The sequence below is a fragment of the Ruegeria sp. BG8 genome (assembly GCF_056538325.1).
Genome location: NZ_JBQFSZ010000004.1, coordinates 94,010 through 116,912 on the forward strand (window position 1 = coordinate 94,010; position 22,903 = coordinate 116,912).

At 55.9% G+C, this 22,903-nt stretch carries 19 protein-coding genes; 13 read left to right on the forward strand and 6 right to left on the reverse strand.

The window, feature by feature from the left end; genetic code table 11:
* Positions 1-59: 59 nt before the first annotated feature.
* The 3 genes from ACR0DG_RS10050 to pyrH form a co-directional block, all read right to left on the reverse strand.
* Positions 60-1,484 carry a cryptochrome/photolyase family protein gene (locus ACR0DG_RS10050; protein ID WP_480707136.1) on the reverse strand — a complete coding sequence of 475 codons (1,425 nt, stop codon included), beginning with the start codon at positions 1,482-1,484 and terminating at the stop codon, positions 60-62.
* Positions 1,485-1,532: 48 nt separating this feature from the next.
* A complete protein-coding gene (locus ACR0DG_RS10055) occupies positions 1,533-2,759 on the reverse strand; it encodes an aminotransferase class V-fold PLP-dependent enzyme (protein ID WP_480697894.1) in 1,227 nt (408 codons plus the stop codon).
* Between the two features lie 226 nt (positions 2,760-2,985).
* Positions 2,986-3,738 (reverse strand): UMP kinase, encoded by a 753-nt coding sequence (pyrH, locus tag ACR0DG_RS10060; protein WP_480697440.1) that lies wholly within the window; start codon positions 3,736-3,738, stop codon positions 2,986-2,988.
* A 96-nt stretch (positions 3,739-3,834) separates the two neighbouring features.
* On the opposite strand from pyrH, the gene miaA reads away from it, so the two are divergent.
* The 5 genes from miaA (at position 3,835) to ACR0DG_RS10085 (ending at position 11,551) form a co-directional block, all read left to right on the forward strand.
* Positions 3,835-4,728: a tRNA (adenosine(37)-N6)-dimethylallyltransferase MiaA gene (miaA, locus tag ACR0DG_RS10065; RefSeq protein WP_480697442.1), complete on the forward strand. Its 894-nt coding sequence runs from the start codon at positions 3,835-3,837 to the stop codon at positions 4,726-4,728.
* A 326-nt stretch (positions 4,729-5,054) separates the two neighbouring features.
* The gene (locus ACR0DG_RS10070) at positions 5,055-6,725 is read left to right on the forward strand and encodes an ABC transporter substrate-binding protein (RefSeq protein ID WP_480697444.1); all 1,671 of its coding nucleotides are present in this window, start codon (positions 5,055-5,057) and stop codon (positions 6,723-6,725) included.
* Positions 6,726-6,846: 121 nt separating this feature from the next.
* Positions 6,847-7,893, forward strand: coding sequence for an ABC transporter permease (locus ACR0DG_RS10075; protein WP_480697446.1), 1,047 nt, complete (start codon positions 6,847-6,849; stop codon positions 7,891-7,893).
* Positions 7,894-7,906: 13 nt separating this feature from the next.
* Entirely contained in the window at positions 7,907-9,370 is a 1,464-nt protein-coding gene (locus ACR0DG_RS10080; RefSeq protein ID WP_480697448.1) for an ABC transporter permease, read from the forward strand.
* Between the two features lie 93 nt (positions 9,371-9,463).
* Positions 9,464-11,551: a dipeptide ABC transporter ATP-binding protein gene (locus tag ACR0DG_RS10085; RefSeq protein WP_480697450.1), complete on the forward strand. Its 2,088-nt coding sequence runs from the start codon at positions 9,464-9,466 to the stop codon at positions 11,549-11,551.
* Positions 11,552-11,604: 53 nt separating this feature from the next.
* Here the strand turns inward: ACR0DG_RS10085 and ACR0DG_RS10090 are convergent, their stop codons facing one another.
* The gene (locus ACR0DG_RS10090; RefSeq protein WP_480697452.1) at positions 11,605-12,183 is read right to left on the reverse strand and encodes a lytic transglycosylase domain-containing protein; all 579 of its coding nucleotides are present in this window, start codon (positions 12,181-12,183) and stop codon (positions 11,605-11,607) included.
* Positions 12,184-12,390: 207 nt separating this feature from the next.
* Between ACR0DG_RS10090 and ssb the strand changes: the two genes are divergently transcribed.
* Together ssb and ACR0DG_RS10100 are read left to right on the forward strand one after the other, a co-directional pair.
* On the forward strand, positions 12,391-12,894 hold the full coding sequence (gene ssb / locus ACR0DG_RS10095; RefSeq protein WP_480697454.1) for a single-stranded DNA-binding protein: 504 nt from the start codon (positions 12,391-12,393) through the stop codon (positions 12,892-12,894).
* Between the two features lie 18 nt (positions 12,895-12,912).
* Positions 12,913-13,983, forward strand: coding sequence for a site-2 protease family protein (locus tag ACR0DG_RS10100; protein ID WP_480697456.1), 1,071 nt, complete (start codon positions 12,913-12,915; stop codon positions 13,981-13,983).
* On the opposite strand, the gene aroB is transcribed toward ACR0DG_RS10100, so the two are convergent.
* Entirely contained in the window at positions 13,984-15,096 is a 1,113-nt protein-coding gene (aroB, locus tag ACR0DG_RS10105) for a 3-dehydroquinate synthase (RefSeq protein ID WP_480697458.1), read from the reverse strand.
* Positions 15,096-15,683, reverse strand: coding sequence for a shikimate kinase (locus ACR0DG_RS10110; RefSeq protein ID WP_480697460.1), 588 nt, complete (start codon positions 15,681-15,683; stop codon positions 15,096-15,098). The genes aroB and ACR0DG_RS10110 overlap by 1 nt, the downstream gene beginning before the upstream one ends.
* Before the next feature lie 79 nt (positions 15,684-15,762).
* Here ACR0DG_RS10110 and ACR0DG_RS10115 point away from each other — a divergent pair, with 79 nt between their 5' ends.
* From ACR0DG_RS10115 to ACR0DG_RS10140, 6 genes are all read left to right on the forward strand, one after another.
* On the forward strand, positions 15,763-15,912 hold the full coding sequence (locus ACR0DG_RS10115) for a hypothetical protein (protein WP_480697462.1): 150 nt from the start codon (positions 15,763-15,765) through the stop codon (positions 15,910-15,912).
* Complete coding sequence (locus ACR0DG_RS10120) at positions 15,902-17,425, forward strand: hypothetical protein (RefSeq protein ID WP_480697464.1); 1,524 nt, start codon at positions 15,902-15,904, stop codon at positions 17,423-17,425. Before ACR0DG_RS10115 ends, ACR0DG_RS10120 begins: the two co-directional genes overlap by 11 nt.
* A 2-nt stretch (positions 17,426-17,427) precedes the next feature.
* Positions 17,428-18,381: a site-specific tyrosine recombinase XerD gene (locus ACR0DG_RS10125; protein WP_480697466.1), complete on the forward strand. Its 954-nt coding sequence runs from the start codon at positions 17,428-17,430 to the stop codon at positions 18,379-18,381.
* A 64-nt stretch (positions 18,382-18,445) separates the two neighbouring features.
* On the forward strand, positions 18,446-19,753 hold the full coding sequence (locus ACR0DG_RS10130) for an HlyC/CorC family transporter (protein ID WP_480697468.1): 1,308 nt from the start codon (positions 18,446-18,448) through the stop codon (positions 19,751-19,753).
* A 93-nt stretch (positions 19,754-19,846) separates the two neighbouring features.
* The gene (locus ACR0DG_RS10135) at positions 19,847-22,264 is read left to right on the forward strand and encodes a GcvT family protein (protein WP_480697470.1); all 2,418 of its coding nucleotides are present in this window, start codon (positions 19,847-19,849) and stop codon (positions 22,262-22,264) included.
* 31 nt (positions 22,265-22,295) lie between these two features.
* The gene (locus tag ACR0DG_RS10140) at positions 22,296-22,895 is read left to right on the forward strand and encodes a nucleotidyltransferase family protein (protein WP_480697471.1); all 600 of its coding nucleotides are present in this window, start codon (positions 22,296-22,298) and stop codon (positions 22,893-22,895) included.
* Positions 22,896-22,903 lie beyond the last annotated feature (8 nt).

The window sequence follows — 22,903 nt, forward strand, 5'->3', positions numbered from 1 at the left end:
CTGTGCGGTTGTTGTTTCAGGCTAGGCTGAGTTTGTGTTTGTGGCAAGTTTTCAGTTCCTTAACGGTTTTTGTGGCGCTCATATGCGGCCAACGCAAGCGCCCGCCCTGAAGCTAGGTCAACAACAGGGCTTGGGTACGCAGCTTGGGGACTAAGCCCCCATGAACGCGGCACTGCCTCAAAATACGACAACGCAGTCACCGGAGGATCCTTCTGCCCTTCGGCGACCCAACGCCGTACATACTTGGACAAGGGATCGAACTTTTCTTGTTGTGTGTTCGGATTGAAGACTCGAAAAAACGGGGATGCATCTGGACCAGACCCAGCAACCCATTGCCACCCCATTGCATTCGAAGCTGGATCCCAGTCGACCAAACACTCTTCAAACCAGTTCATTCCTACGGACCAATGCGTCATAAGATGCTTCGTCAGGTAACTGGCTACAATCATACGCACGCGATTGTGCATTCGCCCGGTAACGTACATTTCACGCAAGCCTGCATCTACGATTGGGATACCTGTCTGCGCGCGTTTCCATGCCGCGACATTCGGATGATCCTCATCAGTCGACCAAGGGAACCCGTCCCACTCTGGCCGCCAATTACTTGTAAGCAAGTGCGGCGTATGAAACATCAAATGGTATGCGAATTCACGCCAAACGAGCTGACGCAAATACGGCTCGGTCCCGGACGCACCGTTCATTGCAGCACGTTGAACGGCGCACCAAACAGTGCGAGGGCTGATTTCCCCGAGCGAAAGGTATTCCGACAGGCACGACGTGCCATCGACATCCAGCCTGTCGCGATCAGTGCGATACGAGCTAATCCGGTCCAAAAAACTGTGGAGTACGTCCAAGGCGGCCTGCTCGCCCGGGCGCACGTGACGCGAAACCACCGTCGAACCCCGGTTCATGGCCGCGGAAAGGTTAAGTTCGTTCAAGCTTTCGGTATCGGGCCAGGTTTTGGGGGCATTTAAGGCCCTGGGTGCTTCGATTGGCGCTGGGACTTCACGACCCTGCACAGCCCTCCACATTGGGGTAAAGACCCGAAAGGGTTGACCCGTTTTTGTGGCAACTTCCCAAGGTTCAAACAACAAGTGTCCCGTAAAGGACTTTGCCACAACGCCCTTTTCCTTAAGCGCCGACTTTATTCGAGTATCGCGTGCGATGGATTCGGGGTCATAGCTGCGCGACCAAAAAACGGTATCGGCTTTGGTCTTTTCCAGCAAATCCCACAGGACATCCAGCGCATCGCCACACCGAATGGTCAGCCGGCTGTTGATTTCGGTCAACGATTGCGCAAACGCGCTCAGCCCCAGCCCCAAGCGCCACTTTGGGGCCGCGCCTAACGCGTCGACCAATTCGTCTTGAATGAAAACCGGAATGATCGGCCGGCCCGTTCGAACGGCCGCGTCCAAAGCAGGGTGGTCCGACAAGCGCAAATCCCGTCGGAACCAAACAATGATTGGTGGCTGCTCTTTTTCCATTCAGGTACCGATGTTTTCTTCGCAATACGAAGCAGAGCGAACAGCGGATCACAAAACGGCGTCAAGTGCACCTAATAACTTATTGATTTCATTTTGCGACGTGTAATGCGTAAAGCTTACGCGCAATACACCCTGGTTCATATCCACGCCCATCGCCTGCAAGGGCCGCACAGCGTAGAAGTCACCGCCCCCCGCCATAATTCCATGATCTGCCAATTCTTCGGCGACATCTTCCGCGTTTCTGTTTAACTCCATCGCGACAGTCGGGGCTCGTTTAGTTGCATCGGACGTACCGATCAGACGCACCGCATTGCGATCCTTGACGGCATCAAGAAGCGGCTGCAACAACGTAACCTCTTGCGCGCGCATCAGGTCATGAACAAATGCACCGCGATCTGTAGCACCGGTTTTGGGGCCGCCGTGGTGGTTACACAAAAGATCGACATAGTCTGCCATCCCCGCGCAAGCCGCAATTTGAGCATGGTCCGGGCCCGCAGGAGTAAACCGTTTGTGCAGTGTCCCTCCGTTGAAATAGTGGGCTTGGTTGGGCAACAGCTCTCCGATTGAGCGTCGGATCACCATACAACCCTGATGCGGCCCATAGGTTTTATAGGCTGAAAACAGGTAGATATCTGGCCCAAGATCACCGACGTTCGGCAGCCCGTGCGGCGCGTAAGATACGCCATCAACGCACACGAAAGCGCCAGCAGCATGTGCAAGCGCCGTAATCTCGGTCACAGGGTTGATTTCCCCAATAACATTCGAGCAATGCGGGAAACACACCAGCCGGACGCTTTCATCCAGTAGGTTTTCCAAGTCTTGCAGGTTCAACGAACCTGTTTCCGGATCAATCTGCCACTCTCGTATTTCGATCCCTTCTTCAGCAAGACGCCGCCAAGGGCCGGAATTCGCTTCATGATCCTGATTGGTGACAATAATCACCTCACCCGGCTGCATCCATCTGCGAAACGCCTGGGCCAGCACGTATGTGTTCTGAGTTGTAGACGGACCAAAGCTTAGCTCGTCATCGTCAACACCAAGGATCGCAGCCAAACGCGTGCGGGCTTCGTCCATTTCCGCGCCTGCCACACGGCTGGTTTCATACGGGGCGTACGGCTGCACTTTTCGTTGGGTATAGAACCGAAAGAGCCGATCCAAGACCGGCTGACAAGTATATGAACCACCAGCGTTTTCAAAGAAAGCCTGCCCCTGCAGACTGGGCTCGGAAAAAGCTGGAAATTGAGACCGGACAAATTCGATATCCAGAGCGGTCATGGCGTGTGCCTCCTTGGTCATGCAAGCCTATCCACGAGGGACCGGGGCATGATTTCGGTCCCCCTCGGAAATCATGGCAGGTCTTCCAGCCAGCCGATGTGATTGCGTCGGCAGTTCCTACTGCGTGCAAGAACGGCGCCACGTTGCCCAGACACAGGTCAGAGGTCAACTCACGAAAGAAAAAGCCGGACACAAAGCCCGGCTTTTCAGTAACTCAGGTGCGGTATTAGCCTTGTACCTTTGTGTAGGTACCTTCGCCGGCCAGAATACCGCGGAAACCGCCCGGCTCATCCAAGCCGAAAACGATCAGAGGCAGGTTGTTGTCGCGCGCCAGTGCGATCGCAGAGGCATCCATAACCCGCAGCCGCTTGGCCAGAACATCATCGTATGTAACGGTGTCATACCGTACCGCATCCGCGTGTTCCTTGGGGTCCTTGTCATAGACCCCATCCACGCCGTTCTTACCCATAAAGATCGCTTCGCAAGCCATTTCATTTGCTCGCAAAGTCGCTGCTGTGTCTGTCGTGAAATACGGGTTACCAGTACCCGCCGCAAAAATGCAGACCCGTTTCTTTTCAAGGTGCCGGACGGCCCGACGGCGGATATAAGGTTCGCACACTTCGTCCATGCGAATGGCCGAGATAACCCGCGTAAATACTCCAACTTCTTCAAGGGCCGACTGCATACCCAGCGCATTCATAACGGTCGCCAACATACCCATGTAGTCTGCTGTCGTCCGCTCCATCCCCTGCGCCGATCCGCTCAGACCACGGAAAATGTTGCCTCCACCGATAACCATACAGATCTCAACGCCAAGATCGTGAACCGACTTTACCTCTTGCGCGATGCGCTGAACGGTCGGCGGGTGCAGGCCAAACCCCTGATCACCCATCAGTGCCTCGCCGGAAATCTTCAGCATTACACGTTTGTACTTGGTTTTAGGTGTCTCAACGGCGTCGGTTGTAGGAGAAAGGCTCATGTTGCGCTCCGGGCTGGCACGGGTTTAATTCCGGCGCAAAATGAAGCAAAACCTCTGCGGGTTCAATGCGGATCATAAGGAACAAGGCACTCCCGAATGACCAATGCCAGTGAAGAACAGATTTGGGACCGCCTGCCCTGCATACCAGACGACAAACCGGTCCTGATTGCCGGGCCGACAGCTTCGGGAAAATCCGCACTGGCACTGCAAATTGCTGAAACCCATGGCGGCGTAATCGTCAACGCCGACGCAAGTCAGGTCTATGACTGCTGGCGCGTCATTTCGGCCCGCCCATCTGCCGAGGAAGAGGCCCGCGCGCCGCATCAACTTTATGGCCACGTTACCTATGATCAGGACTATTCCACCGGTCACTGGCTGCGTGACGTGCAGCCTTTGCTGCAAGGCGGGCCACGACCCATTATTGTCGGTGGAACGGGTCTATATTTTTCTGCTTTGACTGAAGGCATGGTCGATATCCCGCCGACCCCTCGGGAAGTCAGAGCAGAAGCTGATCAGTTGGATTTGCCGACACTGATCCGCGGCGTAGACGCCGAAACGCTTAGCGCGATTGATACACAAAACCGTGCGCGGGTTCAGCGTGCTTGGGAAGTCTTGCAGTCCACTGGCTTGGGGCTTCGCGCTTGGCAGGCCCGTACCCCACCGCCGATACTTGACCTTGCGGACACTGTACCCATCGTATTTGACGTGGATAAACAATGGCTTTTGGACAGGATGACCCGTCGCTTTGATCTAATGCTGGAGACGGGCGCGCTGGCCGAGGTCGAGGCTATGCGCGCGCTCTATGATCCTTCGCTTCCTGCCTTCAAAGCCATCGGTGTTCCCGAGTTAATAGCCTACCTGGATGGGGACCTGACGCTTGACGCTGCGCGTGAGCGTGCAACGATTTCCACTAGACAGTTCGCCAAGCGACAGCGCACATGGTTTCGTGCACGTATGAAAAACTGGAATCATATCGATTTCTCAAAGTGATACCACAAATAGTTGATTGAAATCTGCCTGCGCAGGTTTGCAATCGTTCGCGCGCTCGAATCTGTTGCCTCAGATGGCACCAAATCACCGCCCATAGCGCACCGACCGGGTACACAATCGGTCAAGGACGCGACCCGATGTCGTTTTTGTACGTTTAATGACGAATTCGAACATTGACCTCACCGGGAATCTGGTGCGGAATGAGGTCATGGGGATGAAGAGTATCCAAAAAACCAAAACCTGCGAACCTGCTGCCCAACACCACAGGGTTTAAAGCGGTTCCGTAATCCAATCAAAAAATATCTATGTCACAGGGAGAGACATTAATGCAAAACCAAACATTGACCGGAGCACCGATGCACTGGGCGGCGGAAATGCACGCGAAGGAATACCGGGAAGGCAATCTGAGCCGCCGTGAATTCCTGGCACGCGTCACCGCGCTGGGTGTAGCCGTACCGGCGGCCTATGGCATGATCGGTTTGCAATCACCGGCAGCAGCGGCAGAGCCGCAGCGCGGTGGCACGATCCGCTATCAAATGGAAGTTCGCGCGCTGAAAGACCCGCGCACATATGACTGGACGCAAATCGCAACCTACACCGCCGGTTGGCTGGAGTATCTTGTTGAGTACAACAACGACGGTACGTTCAAGCCAATGCTGCTGGAAAGCTGGGAAGCGAATGATGACGCCACCGAATACACCCTGAACGTCCGCAAAGGCGTTAAGTGGAATAACGGTGATGACTTCACAGCCGAAGACGTGGCGCGCAACATCGAAGGTTGGTGTGATGCTTCGATGGAAGGCAACTCGATGGCATCGCGGATGGCCTCTCTGGTTGACGAAAGCACACAGAAAGCCGCCGATGGCGCCATCACTGTCGTCGACTCGCATACTGTAAAACTCAAGTGCAGCGCACCGGATATCACGATTATCCCCGGCATGGCCGACTATCCCGGCGCGATCGTTCACAGCAGCTTTGACGCCAACAACATGCTGGCCAACCCAATCGGCACTGGCTTTATGAAGCCAGAAAGCCATGAAGTGGGCGTAAAAGGCGTACTTGTCCGTAATGAAGACCACGACTGGTGGGGCTATGAGGCCGGCAAAGGCGGCTATATCGACCGGATCGAGTTCATCGACTACGGTACAGACCCAGCCGCGTTCCTGGCGGCCTATGAAGCCGAAGAAATCGACATGAACTGGGAGTCGGTGGGCGAATTCGTCGACATCTTTGACGGCATCGGCCTCGTCCGCTCGGAAATTCCGTCGGGCTTTACCATCGTCATTCGTCCCAACCAGCTGGCCGAAGACGCAAACGGCAACAAGATCTATGGCGACAAGCGCGTCCGTCAGGCGCTTGCCATGGCCGTCGACAACGAGGTCTGCCTGGAACTCGGCATGTCCGGATACGGCATCCCAGCCGAGAACTGCCACGTTGGCCCGATGCACCCCGAGTATGACTCGGCCGTGACCCGTATCCCTTATGATCCAGCGGGCGCGAAGGCGCTGATGGACGAAGCGGGCATGGGTGACTACGAGCACGAAGTTCAGTCCATCGATGACGACTGGCGCCGGAACACCACTGCGGCGGTCGTGGCTCAGCTCAACGATGCAGGCATCAAGGCCAAGCACACGGTTCTGCCCGGATCGACCTTCTGGAACGACTGGACGAAATACGCCTTCTCGTCGACCAACTGGAACCACCGCCCGCTGGGCACACAGGTTCTGGCTCTGGCCTACAAATCCGGCGTTGCGTGGAACGAGACCGGCTTTGCCAATGAAGAGTTCGACAAGCTGCTGGCCGAAGCAAACTCACTTGCGGATGTCGACATGCGCCGCGAAGTGATGGCGAAACTGCAGGCGATCATGATCGACGAAGGCGTCGCCATCCAGCCCTATTGGCGGACAGCGATGCGCCACCACCGCGACAACATGGTGGGCGTCGAAAAGCACATTGCGGACCTGCCGCAGCTGTATAAGTTCGGCCTGACATCCTAAGCCGAAAACAAACAGGCCGCACCATAACGGTGCGGCCTTTTCGTCCTGAATGAGGCGACCCAAAAAATAGCAAAGCGTGAAGGTCTGAACCATTCACGCGAGCCGACCAACAGGGGCTACCATGGGATTATTCATACTTAGACGCGTGGGTATCATGCTGTTGACAGCATTGTGCCTGACGTTCTTGGTCTTCTTCCTGACCAATCTCTATCCAAATCTGGAAAAGCTGGCCAAGACGCAAGGCAACTTTCGGATGTCGGATGAACAGGTCGAGAGTTTTCTGGAAAAAGGCGGCTACCTTCAGTCTACGCCTGTAAAATACGGCGAATGGCTTGGTGTTCTTCCCTCGTACCGTCACACGAATGAGGACGGAACAGTTCAGGGCAGATGCATCCTACCCGGGAAAACCGCCGAAGAGTCACCCAATTTCTGTGGTATTCTTCAAGGCTACTGGGGATATTCCACCGTCTTTAAGGAAGAGGTTTCGACGGTTGTCGGCAACCGTTTGGCTTTGACGGGAAGGCTGATGTTCTGGGTAATGTTGCTGATGGTTCCATCCGCGCTGGTCCTTGGAATTCTTGCGGGCATGAAAGAAGGGTCCGCAACGGACCGCACGCTTTCGACTTTTGCAATCACGACGACAGCGACACCGGAATATGTGTCTGGCGTTATATTCATCGCGATTTTCACCTCGTCCGCGGTCGGGTTGAAATGGTTTAAGGGAACCGCCACGCAGGCGATGGAAAATCCGACGTTCGAGAACTTTTTCTTACCGGTTCTAACCATTGCGCTTTATGGGATGGGCTACATCGCCCGCATGACCCGTGCGTCCATGACCGAAGTTATGACAGCGCAATACATCAGGACCGCGCGTCTGAAAGGTGTATCGTTCTCTAACATCGTCATGAAACACGCGTTGCGCAACGCGCTGATCGCCCCTTTCACCGTCATCATGCTGCAGTTCCCATGGCTGCTGAATGGCGTGGTGATCGTTGAGACCCTGTTCAACTATAAGGGCTTTGGCTGGGCGCTGGTTCAGGCGGCAGGCAATAACGACATTCAGTTGCTTCTGGCGATCTCGGTCGTGTCGGTCTTTGTGGTGCTGGTTACGCAGCTGATCTCGGATATCGGCTATGTCTACCTCAACCCGCGCATTCGCATTTCATAAGGAGGGTTAGATCATGGAACCACTTACCTGGACCGGCTCTATTGCCTTCCTCAATCCGCTATTCGCATTGGCACTTGGCCTGATGATTTTGTCCATCGTGGTCTGGATGCTGGCCAGCATCGTATTGCCCGAAGACCAAATGACCGTGAACCCCGATGGCACACTTACGTCCAACTCGAGCACGCGAATACTGATCCAACTCGCCTTGCGGTACAGCTTTCTGGCGAGCGTCGGCATCGCCGTGGGCTATATCGTTCTTGGCATTGTGATGGGCACGAACGCCGGCATCATTGGGGCAATTGCCCGACAGTTTTTGCCTGTCTGGCTGTCGCTGATTATCCTTTATGCCATGTCGATTGCCTTTAAGCGCAAGCTGGGCTTGTACGGCAAACTGTTCGACAGCCCGATTGGGATGATCGGCTTTGGCCTTGTGATGTTCTGGGTCTTTACCGGCATCTTTGGCGCGATGGATCTGATCGTCACGCATGATCCGCTGTCCCAGGTCTCAGGCATGAAGAACAAGGTTCCCGGCACGCCCCTGCCAAGTGCCGAAGAGGGTGCCTATTCTTGGTACCTGCTGGGCGGTGATAACCTTGCGCGCGACGTCTTTAGCCGGATGGTAAAGGGTGCGTGGATCGTTGTGCAGATTGCGCCGCTTGCGACGATGTTTGCCTTTATGGTCGGTATCACGCTGGGCCTGCCTGCCGGTTACTATGGCGGACGTCTGGATACGTTGCTTTCGTTCCTTGCCAACCTGATCCTGGCCTTCCCTGTTATCCTGCTGTTCTATCTGCTGGTGACCCCTGAAATCGTGGCAACCGGTGTTCCGAACTATATGGCGGCCGTGCTGTTCGTGTTCCCTATAATCTTCCTGGGCGTGCTGCTCAATTCGCGTTACTACACGCGCCCGAATTTCCGGACACCCCTGCTGATCGGAGTTCTGGGTGTCGCCCTGTGGCTCTACCTGTCTTTGATAACAACTGACGGATACATCATTCGCACGGACAGTTATGGGATCTGGGGTCTGCCGACCTATCTGGACCTGTTTGACATTCCCGGCGGTATTTTGGTGGTCTTTGTGTCGGTTGTCTTTGTGAACTCTCCGACAGTGTTTCGGATTGTCCGTGGTCTGGCCCTGGACATCAAAACGCGTGACTATGTTGCTGCGGCGCAGACGCGTGGTGAGGGTCCTTGGTACATCATGTTGTGGGAAATCCTTCCTAACGCGCGTGGGCCGCTGATCGTCGATTTCTGTCTGCGTATCGGGTACACAACCATCCTTTTGGGGACATTGGGCTTCTTTGGTCTGGGTTTGCCGCCCGAAAGCCCCGACTGGGGTTCGACGATCAATGAGGGGCGCAAGCTGCTTTCGATCTACCTGCACCCCGCCCTTCCGCCCGCGTTGGCTCTGTTGTCTCTGGTTCTTGGTTTGAACCTGTTGGCTGACGGTCTGCGCGAAGAAAGTCTGAAGGACTGATTGTGATCGAGGCCGGGGGCTCTGCTCCCGGACCCCCGGGATATTTTTAGCCAGATGAAGGGGATCCCCCGGACTCTCGCGAGGAGTAACAAGATGAGCAAAATGGCGGATTATGACGGGCCTATTCTGGAGATCGACAAACTGTCGATTTCGTTCTTTACCCGGCTGCGAGAAATTCCTGCCGTTATGGATTTCTCGGTCAGTGTACAACCGGGTGAGGCCGTCGGGCTGGTGGGTGAATCCGGATGCGGCAAATCCACGGTCGCTTTGGGTGTCATGCAGGATTTGGGCAAGAACGGGCGCATTGTTGGCGGCTCGATCAAGTTCAAGGGCCGTGATCTGGGCGAGATGACTACGGAAGAACTGAGGGACATTCGCGGCAATGAGATTGCCATGATCTATCAGGAGCCGATGGCCTCGCTGAACCCGGCGATGAAAATCGGCAAGCAGCTGATGGAAGTTCCGATGATCCACGAAGGTGTGAGCCAGGAAGAAGCTTATGCCCGCGCACTTGAAGTTGTGACGGACGTGCGCTTGCCGGACCCCGAGAGGATGTTGAACTCATTTCCGCATCAGCTGTCGGGTGGTCAGCAGCAGCGGATCGTGATCGCGATGGCGCTGATGTCCAAACCGGCGCTGTTGATTCTGGATGAGCCGACCACAGCGTTGGATGTGACTGTTGAGGCCGCCGTTGTCGAGCTGGTCAAGGATCTGGGTAAGAAATACGGCACGTCGATGCTGTTTATTTCGCATAACCTCGGGCTGGTTCTGGAAACCTGCGACCGGCTCTGTGTGATGTATTCGGGTGAAGCGGTTGAGCGCGGTTCGATCAAGGACGTGTTCGATGAGATGCAGCATCCGTACACGCAGGCGCTGTTCCGTTCGATCCCGCTTCCCGGGGCCGATAAGAACTCGCGCCCGTTGGTTGCTATTCCGGGGAACTTTCCCCTGCCCCATGAACGCCCGCCGGGATGTAATTTCGGGCCGCGTTGCGACTATTTCGAAGAAGGCCGTTGCGACGCGAAAGAAATCCTTATGGAGGCTGTGCCGGGCAACGACCGCCACCACACGCGTTGCTTGAAGTTCCAGGAGATTGACTGGAACGCACCAATCACTGTGGGTGAGCAAAAAGAAAAGGCCGAGATTGGACGGGCCGTTCTGAAAATGGACAACCTTAAGAAATACTATGAGGTTGCCGCGAACGCCTTGTTTGGGGGCGGCGAAACCAAAGTCGTTAAAGCCAACGAAACCCTCAGCTTTGAGGCACATGAGTCCGAGACGCTCGCCATTGTGGGTGAATCAGGTTGCGGCAAGTCGACCTTTGCCAAGGTTCTTATGGGCCTTGAAACGGCAACTGACGGTCAGATCCTTCTGGACAATCGCAATATCGAAGCTGTTCCGATTGAGGAACGGGATGCCAAGACAGTGGGTGAGGTTCAAATGGTGTTCCAGAACCCGTTTGATACGCTCAACCCCTCTATGACAGTTGGCCGACAGATCATTCGCGCGCTTGAGATTTTCGGCGTCGGTAATTCTGAAGCCGAGCGCAAGAAACGCATGCTCGAGCTGTTGGATCTGGTGAAGTTGCCGCGGGCCTTCGCTGACCGGATGCCGCGTCAGTTGTCAGGTGGGCAAAAACAACGGGTGGGGATCGCGCGTGCTTTTGCAGGCGACGCCCGTATCGTTGTGGCCGACGAGCCTGTGTCTGCATTGGATGTGTCGGTTCAGGCGGCGGTCACTGATCTGTTGATGGAAATTCAGCGCGAGCAGAAGACCACCCTGCTGTTCATCAGCCACGATCTGTCGATCGTACGCTATCTCAGTGACCGCGTGATGGTGATGTATCTTGGCCATGTGGTCGAGTTGGGCACCACCGATCAGGTCTTTAGCCCACCCTACCATCCCTACACCGAGGCCCTGTTGAGCGCGGTTCCGATTGCGGACACGTCCGTTGAAAAACAGCACATCGTATTGGAAGGCGACATCCCTTCGGCCATGAATCCGCCTCCGGGTTGTCCGTTCCAAACACGCTGTCGTTGGAAGTCCGAAGTACCGGATGGCCGTTGTGAATCGCATGTGCCACCGGTGCAGACTCTGGAAGATGGCCATCAGGTCAAATGCCATCTGTCTGAGGATATTTTGGCCAAGATGGAGCCTGTGATCAAAATCGCAGCCGAATGAAACATAAAAAGAACCGGCCTCTGAGCCGGTTCTTTTTTCCCATTTCGGTGGAGTTAGCCGCCCCAGATAACCTCAACATAATTCTGGGTTTCCTTGTAAGGCGGAACCCCGCCGTGCTTTTCAACGGCACCGGGACCCGCGTTATAGGCGGCAAGCGCCAAGCGCCACGATTTGAACTTGCGGTATTGCCACGACAGGTAGCGCGCGCCACCTTCAAGGTTCTGTTTTGGATCGTGCGGATTCACACCCAAAAGCTGCGCGGTGCCCGGCATGAGCTGTGCAAGGCCCAAAGCCCCTTTGTGGGACACGGCACGTGGGTTCCATCCACTTTCTTGCTGAACAAGACGCAAGAAAAGCTCTTCCGGGACATTGTGCTTTCGGGCAGCCTCACGGGCGAGCGTCACGTACTCACCTTTGTATTTCCCGGTATAGCGTTGGCTGAACTGACGTCTGGGTGTCTTAGGCTTAAGTCGCTCCGACCCCCGGTACTGAGTTGCAGCCCGCGTATCCAAAACCTTGGATTGTTTGAGGAAAATATCACGGCGGTTCTTGGTCGACAGCGTTTCCGCTGTCGCATGGCCAGCCACCAGCGCAAAGCACAGAACCGAAAAACAACCAACTCGTAAACGCATAAATGCCAGTCCCGATCTCTCATGAACCCGATTGAGTATAGATATTTCAGCCAAAAATGAAAGCATGGTTAATCTAATCCGAATAAATTCCCGGTCAGAACAGTACCAATCAACTGTGTTTTAACCATGACGCAGGCCGTATAGGGTCGCAGGGATACATGGTGTCAGATTCGGACGCTCACTAGTCAGTTAAGAACGGGAAAGTATATGGCAGGCTCAGTCAACAAGGTCATTATTGTGGGAAACCTCGGTCGCGACCCCGAAGTACGGTCATTCCAAAACGGCGGTAAGGTTTGCAATCTGCGCATTGCAACGTCAGAGACCTGGAAAGATCGGAACACTGGCGAGCGTCGCGAGCGCACGGAATGGCATTCCGTAGCGATATTCTCGGAGCCTTTGGCGCGCATTGCCGAGCAATACCTGCGCAAAGGCAGCAAAGTTTACATCGAAGGCCAGTTGGAAACCCGCAAATGGCAGGACCAATCCGGTCAGGACAGATACACGACCGAAGTTGTTCTACGCCCATATCGCGGTGAGCTGACCTTGCTGGACGCCCGAGGTGAAGGCGGTGGCGGTGGCTACGGCGGCGGACAGTCAGGCGGATATGGCGGTGGTCAGGCCGGTGGCGGATACGGCGATCCCTATGGTGGGCCATCCAGTTCCCCTGCCCCAGCTTCCAGCGGAATCGACGACGACGAGATTCCGTTCTAATCGACACGGAGACATAAAATGGCGTGGTCCCTTTCTCTCGGCCGGTTACTTGGGTCGGAACTTAGGGTCCATGTCACTTTCTTCTTGCTTCTCGCCTGGGTTGGGTTTGCCGCCTTTTCGAGTGGCGGACTGTCCGCTGCTCTCGAAAACCTAATCTTTGTCCTCGCGCTCTTCGCTTGTGTCGTTGCGCATGAGTTCGGCCATGCGTTGATGGCGCGCCGATATGGGATCAAAACCCCGGATATCACCCTATTGCCAATCGGCGGATTGGCCCGGTTAGAACGAATGCCGGAAAAGCCGATGCAAGAAGTCTGGGTCGCACTAGCCGGACCCGCGGTTAATATTGCAATCTGGCTGGTGCTTTTTCTGTTCGGCGCGGGAAGGCCAATGGAAACTTTGGCCCAAATGGACAGCGGCACTCCTGATCTGGTGAACCAGCTAGCTTACGTAAATCTTCTTTTGGCCGCGTTTAACATGATCCCGGCCTTTCCGATGGACGGCGGGCGGGTCTTTCGTGCCCTTCTCTGCATGAAAATGGATCGGGTGAAGGCCACCCGGATCGCTGCAATCTCGGGTCAAGTCGTTGCAGTCGGCTTGGGCTTTCTGGGGCTCAGTCTGGCGAACCCACTGTTAGTTCTGATCGCTGTATTTGTGTTCGTAGCCGCAAACGCCGAGAGCCAGGACGTCGCGATGCGATCGGTCACACGGCGGGTTCTGGCCCGGGACGCGATGATCACTGAATTCCAGGCGCTTTCACCTGATGACACTCTGGCAACGGCGGCGCAGGCGGTTATTCACACCACTCAGCACGAATTTCCAGTTGTCGAGACAGGCGGCGACTTGCTGGGGTTTGTCACGCGCGACCGCCTGTTCAGCGCGCTAGCGGGTGACACGCCACGATCGGAACCTGCGATATCCATCATGGAAACAGAGATTCCCAGGGTGCAATTAACAAGCGGTTTGGCAATCGTACTGGACAAGCTGCACCAAGGCGCACCCGCTATAGCGGTTTGCACGAAAGCCGGGCACATGGTGGGCTATATCACCCGCGAGAACATCGGCGAGTTGATGGTTCTCAGCGGGCGCTGATCAGGCAGTTTCCAAGGCATCCTGCAGAACGGTCAGAACAGCATCACGAGGTACATCCGAGGTTACAAAGGCTTGACCAATTCCTCGCGCCAGAATGAACCTAAGCTGACCGTCGATGACCTTTTTGTCCTGCGCCATCAGATCGACCAGCGCCTCGGCGCTTGGCAACTCTCCCGGGATGTCTGCGAGATCAGTTTTCATGCCCATTGCTCGCAAATGCGCGCGAACACGGCTTGGATCTTCTTGCGAACACAGCCCTAAACGCGACGACAATTCGAACGCAAGCGCACAGCCTATCGCCACCCCCTCGCCGTGCAAAAGCCGATCTGAATAGCCTGTCGCTGCCTCTAAAGCGTGGCAGAACGTATGCCCAAGGTTCAACAGCGCACGGTCGCCCTGCTCTGTCTCATCGCGGGCGACGATTTCCGCTTTCATCTCAACGGAACGCGTGACTGCCCGGACCCTTGCAGCCATATCACCGCCTGACACATTCGTTCCATTCTGTTCGAGCCAGTCAAAGAACTCGGCATCCCCCAACAGACCGTATTTCACGACCTCACCATAACCCGACAAAAAATCCCGTTGCGTCATGGTTCCAAGCACGGATGTGTCCGCCAATACCAGAGAAGGCTGATGAAAAGCGCCGATCAGGTTCTTTCCTTGCGGTGCATTAATTCCGGTTTTTCCGCCGACCGAGCTGTCAACTTGCGCCAGCAAAGACGTGGGGATTTGAACAAAGCGCACGCCCCTACGCAGAACAGCGGCGGCAAATCCCGCCAAATCTCCGATTACACCGCCGCCCAAGGCAATAACGACGTCACGGCGTTCGACTTTTTTGGCCAAAAGCCATTCGACAGCGCGTTCGAAATGGGGCCAGCTTTTCGTTGCTTCACCGGCCGGTAGCGCCAGCGATGTCATCTCAACCCCGGCAGTGGCCAAACCATCACGAAGCGCATCAAGGTGCAACGCTGCGACGTTCTCGTCGGTTAAGACGGCCACTCTGGGTCGATGCAGCAAGGGTGCAATCAACCCTCCGGAGCGGGACAATAAATCAGGTCCGATTTCTACGTCGTAAGAGCGCTCGCCCAGTTCAACATGTACCGTTTGGTGCATCAGTTCCGTTCCAAAACATCAGGGCGACTGGTAAGCGCGTTCACAACCCGGTCCACCATATTATCAATCGAGACCTCACCGTCTGAAATCACCGCAAGATCAGCCTGCTCATAAATTGGCACACGTGCTTCGTACAATCCGCGCAGCGTCGCATATGGGTCGGCAGTACGCAGCAACGGGCGTGTGTCCTTATGTTTGACGCGGTTCCAAAGCACGTTCAGGTCGGCTTTCAACCAGACCGAGGCACCGCGCTCGGTGATCATGTGGCGGTTTTGCGGGGCAAGAAAGGCGCCGCCGCCCGTCGACAGAATACCGCGTTTTTCGTCCAGAAGACGGCTGATTACCTGAGTTTCCTTGGTCCGAAAGAATGCTTCGCCATCGCGTTCAAAGATTTCCGGAATGGTCATATTTGCCGCTGATTCGATCTCGGCATCGCTGTCCAGAAAGGGAACACCAAGCCGAGCGGCCAGCGCACGACCCACGGCCGTTTTCCCGGCCCCCATCATCCCAACCAGAACTACTGTTTTGTGCAGGGTAAAGCCCTGAACCGTGTCCGCTGAGTGAGTGTTATGCTTAATTTCGCTCATTTCACCGTGAATGACGTGATCTTAAGAAAAATGCCAGCTATAACTGAGACAAAAGAGAAAATTGAGGCAACGTTGAGCGATGGGCCGTCTAATCAAACTGCTGATATATCTGGTTTGCCTGTGTTTCATCGGGCTGGTGGGTTACGCCTATCTTGGGCCGGTCTTTGGCGTGGATTTCTCCGCGCCACAGGAAGAAATACGTGAACCGGTAATACTGAATGTCGAATAAAGCTGCGGTGATCGCGCTGTTATTGGCAGGCGCGGCACAAGCGCAACAGGAACCACTTTCTGCGATAGAATGGTTAAGCCAGCCGCCTGAGAACCTGCCGGGCACTGTTCTGCTGGAACCGCCGGTGTCGGAAACCGGCATACAACCGGATATCGAAGTCACCTCACTCGAAGCGCTATCGCAACCGCTCGGCCTTGTGTCTTCCAAGGTCACGGGTCTGCCGATGGGTATGTGGCAAAGCAGTGAACCCCAGCGATTAGCGGACCTGATTGCCAAAGTCCCGGTCAAATATAACCCTGCGATGCAACGCTTGCTGTTCACGCTTCTTTTGACCGAAGCCCGCGCGCCGTCAGGACCGGGTGCCGAGGAAACGCTGCTTTTGGCACGGCTGGACCGGTTGATGCATTTGGGCGCCGCCGATCCTGCACAGTCTTTGGTCCAACTGGCGGGTCCAACGGATACACGAGAACGGTTCCAACGCTGGTTCGATGCCACGTTGTTGACCGGGGACGAGGATCGAAGCTGCACAGCTCTGATCGCACAGCCTCATCTGTCTCAAGACTATGCGGCGCAGATATTCTGCAAGGCGCGCCGTGGTGACTGGGCCTCGGCTGCTTTGACACTAGAAGCCGCGCACGCCCTGCAGATTCTGCCACCAGAAGACTTGGATGTCTTGGATCGCTTCCTTAGTCCTGAGCTTTTTGAAGAAGCGGAGTATCTGCCGCAGCCCGACCACCCCGATCCGTTGACCTTCCGGCTATTCGAGGCCATCGGTGAACGTTTACCTTCAGCCCCGCTGCCGCGCGCCTTTGCCAATGCCGATCTCAGGGATGTTGCCGGCTGGAAGGCACAGATCGAAGCTGCCGAGCGTTTGACCCGTGTCGGAGCCTTAACACCGAACCAATTGCTGGGGCTCTATACCGAACGCAAACCCGCTGCGTCAGGTGCGGTCTGGGACAGGGTCGCAGCGATCCAGCGCTTTGAAAGTGCATTGAACGCTGGCGACACCGACGCGATATCCCGCACTCTGACCACAGTATGGACGCAGATGCGCAATGTCGGCCTTGAGGTGCCCTTTGCCGAGCTTTTCGCAGGCCGTTTGTCTCAAGTGAAACTGCCGGACCCTGCCGCAGAAACTCTGCGCTGGCGGGTCCTTTTGCTGTCCGACCTGTACGAAACCGCCGCGTTAAAGCCACCCAGTCGTGCCGAAGACATTCAGTTCCTTTCCGCGCTGGCCCAGGGTGACCCGGGGCGCGCGCGCTCTCCCTCGCCGTTGGCGGATGCCGTGGCACAAGGGTTTGCCTGGTCGGCCCCCGTTCCGCGCGATATCGAAAACATGTTGGCCAATGACCAACTTGGCGAAGCGATCCTGGAGACGATGGAATTGTTCGCCCACGGGTCACGCGGCAACCTTGTCGATCTGACAGCGGCGATTGCCACGCTGCGCCGCGTCGGTCTGGAAGACACCGCACGCAGGGCTGCTTTGAACCTGCTGATCCTTCAGGATGGCTGAATATGACCGCCCCTGCCACATATGAGCTTTGGATTTCCACCTTTCTGCAGGCCCAGGCTGCCGAGCTTGGGGCGGCCACGAATACACTGCTGGCATATGGCCGGGACCTGAAAGACTTTGCAGCCTGGTTAGCGCACCGCAAGGTGACCTTTGACACCACAGAGCGTGATCATGTCGAGCGCTATTTGATAGATTGCGACGCTGAGGGTCTGTCGCAATCCACGCGCGCACGACGACTATCCGCGATAAAACAAATATTTCGGTTCGCGTTTGAGGAAGGTTGGCGCGAAACAAACCCCGCCATTCAGATTAAGGGACCGGGACGCAAAAAGCGTCTGCCAAAAACGCTGGACGTTCCCGAAGTCGACCGGTTGCTGAAAGCCGCCCGAGAAACCGGGCGTTCGAAATCTGACAAGATACGCAACACCTGCCTGATGGAAGTTCTCTATGCCACCGGAATGCGGGTGACCGAACTGGTATCCCTGCCGGTGTCATCGGCACGCGGCGATCCAAGGATGCTGTTGGTTATGGGCAAAGGCGGCAAAGAACGCATGGTGCCACTCTCTCCGCCCGCTCGTGAGGCGCTGGCGCTGTGGCTACAGACCAGAGATGAGGCCGAGGATCGCGTGGTGGCCGATGGCGGTCAACGGTCCCGTTTTCTGTTCCCGTCCCGGGGGAAATCCGGCCATTTGACCCGGCATATGTTCTTTCAGCTGGTCAAAGATCTGGCTGTGCAGGGCGGCGTTTCGCCGGAAAAGGTCACGCCGCATACATTGCGACATGCCTTCGCAACCCATCTGCTGGCCAATGGGGCCGACCTGCGATCGATCCAAACTCTGCTCGGCCATGCCGATGTCGCAACGACTGAAATCTATACCCACGTGCTGGATGAGCGGTTGTCGGAGCTTGTGTTAGAGCATCACCCGCTGGCGAAAGACCCAGAACCCAAGGGCTAACCCCTTGATCCAGCGGGGACGCGACCCCATAACGAATGCATAAAACACCAACAACCAAGGACCGATGGAACCCTCTTCTTCTCTGATCGACGGCGCATTCTGGTTTACGACCGGCGCCATTTTGTTTTTGCTTATCCTGTCAGGATTTTTTTCGGGTTCTGAAACGGCGTTGACGGCCTCGTCACGAGGCAAGCTACGGGCACAGGCCGACAAGGGCTCGCGCGGGGCTCAAAAAGCGCTTGATATAACGGATGACAATGAACGCCTGATCGGCTCGGTCCTGCTGGGCAACAACCTGGTGAACATTCTTGCGGCATCGCTGGCGACGGCCCTGTTCACACGGCTGTTCGGCGAAAGCGGTGTGGCGCTGGCAACGCTGGTTATGACCCTGCTGGTTCTGATTTTTGCCGAGGTTCTTCCAAAGACATACGCCATCACCAATGCCGAGAAAGCCGCCTCGCTGGTTGCTCCGATCATCAGCGTTGTGGTCACCGTCTTTTCGCCGGTTGTGGCAGCCGTACGGCTATTGGTACGCGGCGTCTTGCGCCTGTTTGGGGTGCAAATCGACCCGGACAGCAACATTCTTGCAGTTCGCGAGGAAATTGCCGGTGCTCTTCAGCTTGGTCATTCGGAAGGTGTCGTGGAAAAAGAAGACCGCGACCGTATCTTGGGTGCGCTTGATCTGGGGGAACGCACGGTAGAAGAGATCATGCTCCACCGCTCGAACATCGAGATGATCGACGCCGACGACGCGCCACAAGCCATCTTGCAGCAATGTCTCGAAAGCCCGCACACGCGGTTACCCGTTTTCCGCGATGAGCCAGAGAACATCGTGGGCGTCGTGCACGCAAAAGACCTGTTTCGCGCAATGTACGCCCATGCGGGCAGCAGCGAAGGCGAAACCAACCGTCTGCAAGAATTCGATATCTCAAAAGTTGCGAACGACCCTTATTTCGTTCCCGAGACGACCACTCTGGACGACCAGATGCGCGAATTCCTGCGGATGCACAGCCACTTTGCCCTGGTGGTGGATGAATATGGCTCGCTCCGCGGTCTCATAACGCTTGAGGATATTCTTGAAGAAATCGTAGGCGAAATTGCCGATGAATTCGATATCGAAGAGGATGTTCCTGTCACCCGCACCGAGGATGGACAGTTTCTGGTCGAAGGCGCAATGACTATTCGGGATGTGAACCGCGCCCTGGAATGGTCCCTGCCCGACGAAGAAGCCAACACTGTCGCAGGGCTGGTGATCCATGAGGCGCAGATGATCCCGATTGTAGGTCAGGTGTTTTCGTTTCACGGCTTCCGTTTTGAGGTCACGGCGCGCGAAGGCAATCGGATAACCGAGCTGAAAATACGTCATCTCTAAGCCCCCTCAAACGACGCTGAATGTCGGGAACGGGACAGTAAACCCGGAAAACCCCTTACAGGCTTTGACCCAAATGCAATGGGAGGTGATGCGATGAAAACGACAACTCGGGTAGCCGTGATCGGTGGCGGCGTTGTGGGATGCTCGGTCCTGTATCACCTGACCAAGCTTGGGTGGTCAGATGTGATGTTGTTAGAGCGTTCTGAACTGACCAGCGGGTCCACATGGCACGCGGCAGGTGGTTTTCACACGCTGAACGGCGACACCAACATGGCTGCCCTACAGGGGTATACGATCCGTCTTTATAAAGAGCTGGAAGAGATTACCGGCATGTCCTGCGGATTGCACCATGTTGGCGGGGTGACGCTGGCCGACAATCAGGACCGGTTTGACATGCTCTTGGCCGAACGGGCCAAACACCGGTTCATGGGTCTGGAAACCGAAATCGTCGGACCGGATGAGATCAAAAAGATCGCCCCTATTACCAATACAGATGGCATCATCGGGGCATTGTATGATCCTTTGGACGGCCACCTTGATCCATCGGGAACGACCCATGCCTATGCCAAAGCTGCACGTATGGGTGGGGCCACGATCGAAACGCATTGCATGGTCCGCGAAACAAACCAGCGGCCCGATGGAACATGGGACGTGGTTACGGACAAAGGCACAATCCACGCTGAGCATGTGGTCAACGCCGGTGGCCTCTGGGCCCGCGAGGTGGGCGCCATGGCGGGTGTCTATTTTCCTTTGCACCCGATGGAGCATCAGTATCTGGTGACGGACTCGATCCCCCAAATCGAAGCAATCATAGACGCAGGGGGTGAACATCCTCATGTCATGGATCCGGCCGGAGAGAGCTATCTGCGGCAGGAAGGACGCGGTCTGTGCATCGGCTTTTATGAACAACCCTGCAAACCGTGGGCCGTCGATGGGACCCCTTGGGACTTTGGACACGAGTTGCTACCGGATGACTACGACAAGATCACCGACAGTATTGAGTTCGCCTATAAACGCTTCCCCGTTTTGGCTGAAGCCGGGGTGAAATCCGTGATCCATGGGCCGTTCACCTTCGCACCCGATGGCAACCCCTTGGTGGGCCCGGTGCCCGGCTTACGCAACTATTGGTCAGCGTGTGGCGTAATGGCGGGCTTCAGTCAGGGCGGCGGCGTTGGTCTGACCTTGGCGCAATGGATGATCGAAGGCGAGCCCGAGCGCGACGTGTTCGCAATGGATGTGGCCCGTTTTGGCGACTGGATCAGCCCAGGCTACACCCGCCCCAAAGTGGTCGAAAACTACCAGAAACGTTTCAGTGTCGCGTACCCGAACGAGGAACTGCCCGCCGCCCGCCCCTGTCGAACAACGCCTATGTACGACATTTTCACCGATCTCGGCGCCGTCTGGGGCCAGCAATATGGGCTGGAGGTTCCTAATTATTTTGCCCAAGCCGGTGAGCCTGGCTTTGAAACGCCTTCGTTCCGCAGGTCCGATGCGTTTGTGGCAACGGGCCGAGAAGTTCGTGCCGTTCGGTCGGGTGTGGGCATCAACGAAGTGCATAATTTCGGTAAATATCGGGTCACCGGCAACAACGCCCGGGTTTGGTTAGATCGGATGATGGCCGGACGACTTCCACAACCGGGGCGTTTATCGCTGACGCCAATGCTTTCTCACAAAGGCAAGTTGATCGGTGATTTTACCGTTTCTTGCTTAAACGCGACAGAGTTTCAGTTGACCGCCTCTTATGGTGCTCAGGCATTTCACATGCGCTGGTTCCAGCAGAACCTCGAGAGTGGCGTGCAGATCGAAAATATCAGCGACCGTTTGAATGGCTTCCAGATTGCGGGGCCCAATTCATCGGCTGTCTTGGCTGCATGCACGCGCGAGGACATTTCCGACCTTCGTTTTCTGGATGTACGCCGGATGACGGTCGGGATGACGGACTGCATTGTTCAGCGTGTCAGCTATACGGGTGATCTGGGGTATGAGGTTTACTGCGATCCAATGGCACAACGACAGCTTTGGTGGACGCTCTGGCAGGCTGGTGAACCAATGGGCATGGTACCCTTTGGTATGCGCGCCATGATGAGCCTGCGATTGGACAAGTTTTTCGGATCCTGGATGCGCGAATTCTCACCTGATTACACGGCTGCAGAAACTGGCTTGGATCGCTTCATCTCATTTTCAAAGAATGTTGCCTTCATCGGCCGCTCTGCCGCCGAAGCTGAACAGCGCACAGGACCGAAACGTAAGCTGGTTTCCTTTGTCGTGGACGCCGCAGACGCAGACGTAAACGCCTATGAGCCGATCTGGCTGGATGGAGATGTCGTCGGCTTCTGCACGTCGGGCGGTTATTCTCACCACGCAGAAAAATCTGTCGCAATGGGTTTTCTACCCATTGATCGCGTTCAGGATGGGCTAGAGGTTGAAATCGAGATTCTGGGACAAATGCGAAAAGCACATGTAGTCTCAGAGCCTCTGTTTGACGCAGATGGAACCCGCATGCGGGGATGACTTGGGCGCGAAGCGAGGGCATGCTAGCGCCATGAAAGACATACCGATCATACTGTTAGCCGCCGGGCAATCCCGGCGCATGGGCGGCGCCGATAAGCTGTTGCAGGACGTCGACGGAGAACCTTTGCTACGTCGAATAGCCCTGATCGCCTTGCAGGTTGGCGACGTCTATGTGGCGCTTCCGCCCAAGCCACATGACAGATACCGGGCGCTTGATGGACTGAGCGTGCAAAAAATCGAAATACCAGACGCCGCCGAGGGCATGAACGCGAGCTTGCGCGGCGCTTTAGCCAGCCTGCCAGCAAGCAAGTCCGGCGCAATGGTTTTGCTAGCCGATCTGCCCGAACTCACCAAAGAAGACCTAGTGTGTGTCCTTCAATCGGTATCCGACTACCCTGACAACTTGATATGGCGAGGCGCAACAGCGGCAGGAAAGCCAGGACATCCCGTAATTTTCGATGCTGATCTCTTTCCCAAATTGAAAGCTCTGCGTGGGGATGAAGGCGCTCAGTCGGTTGTTCGGGCAAACCGACAAAAGGTTCACTTGTGCGTCCTACCCAATCACAATGCTCTGCTTGATCTCGATACGCCTGAGGAATGGGCCGAGTGGCGCAAAAACCGGGTTATCTAAACAAACAC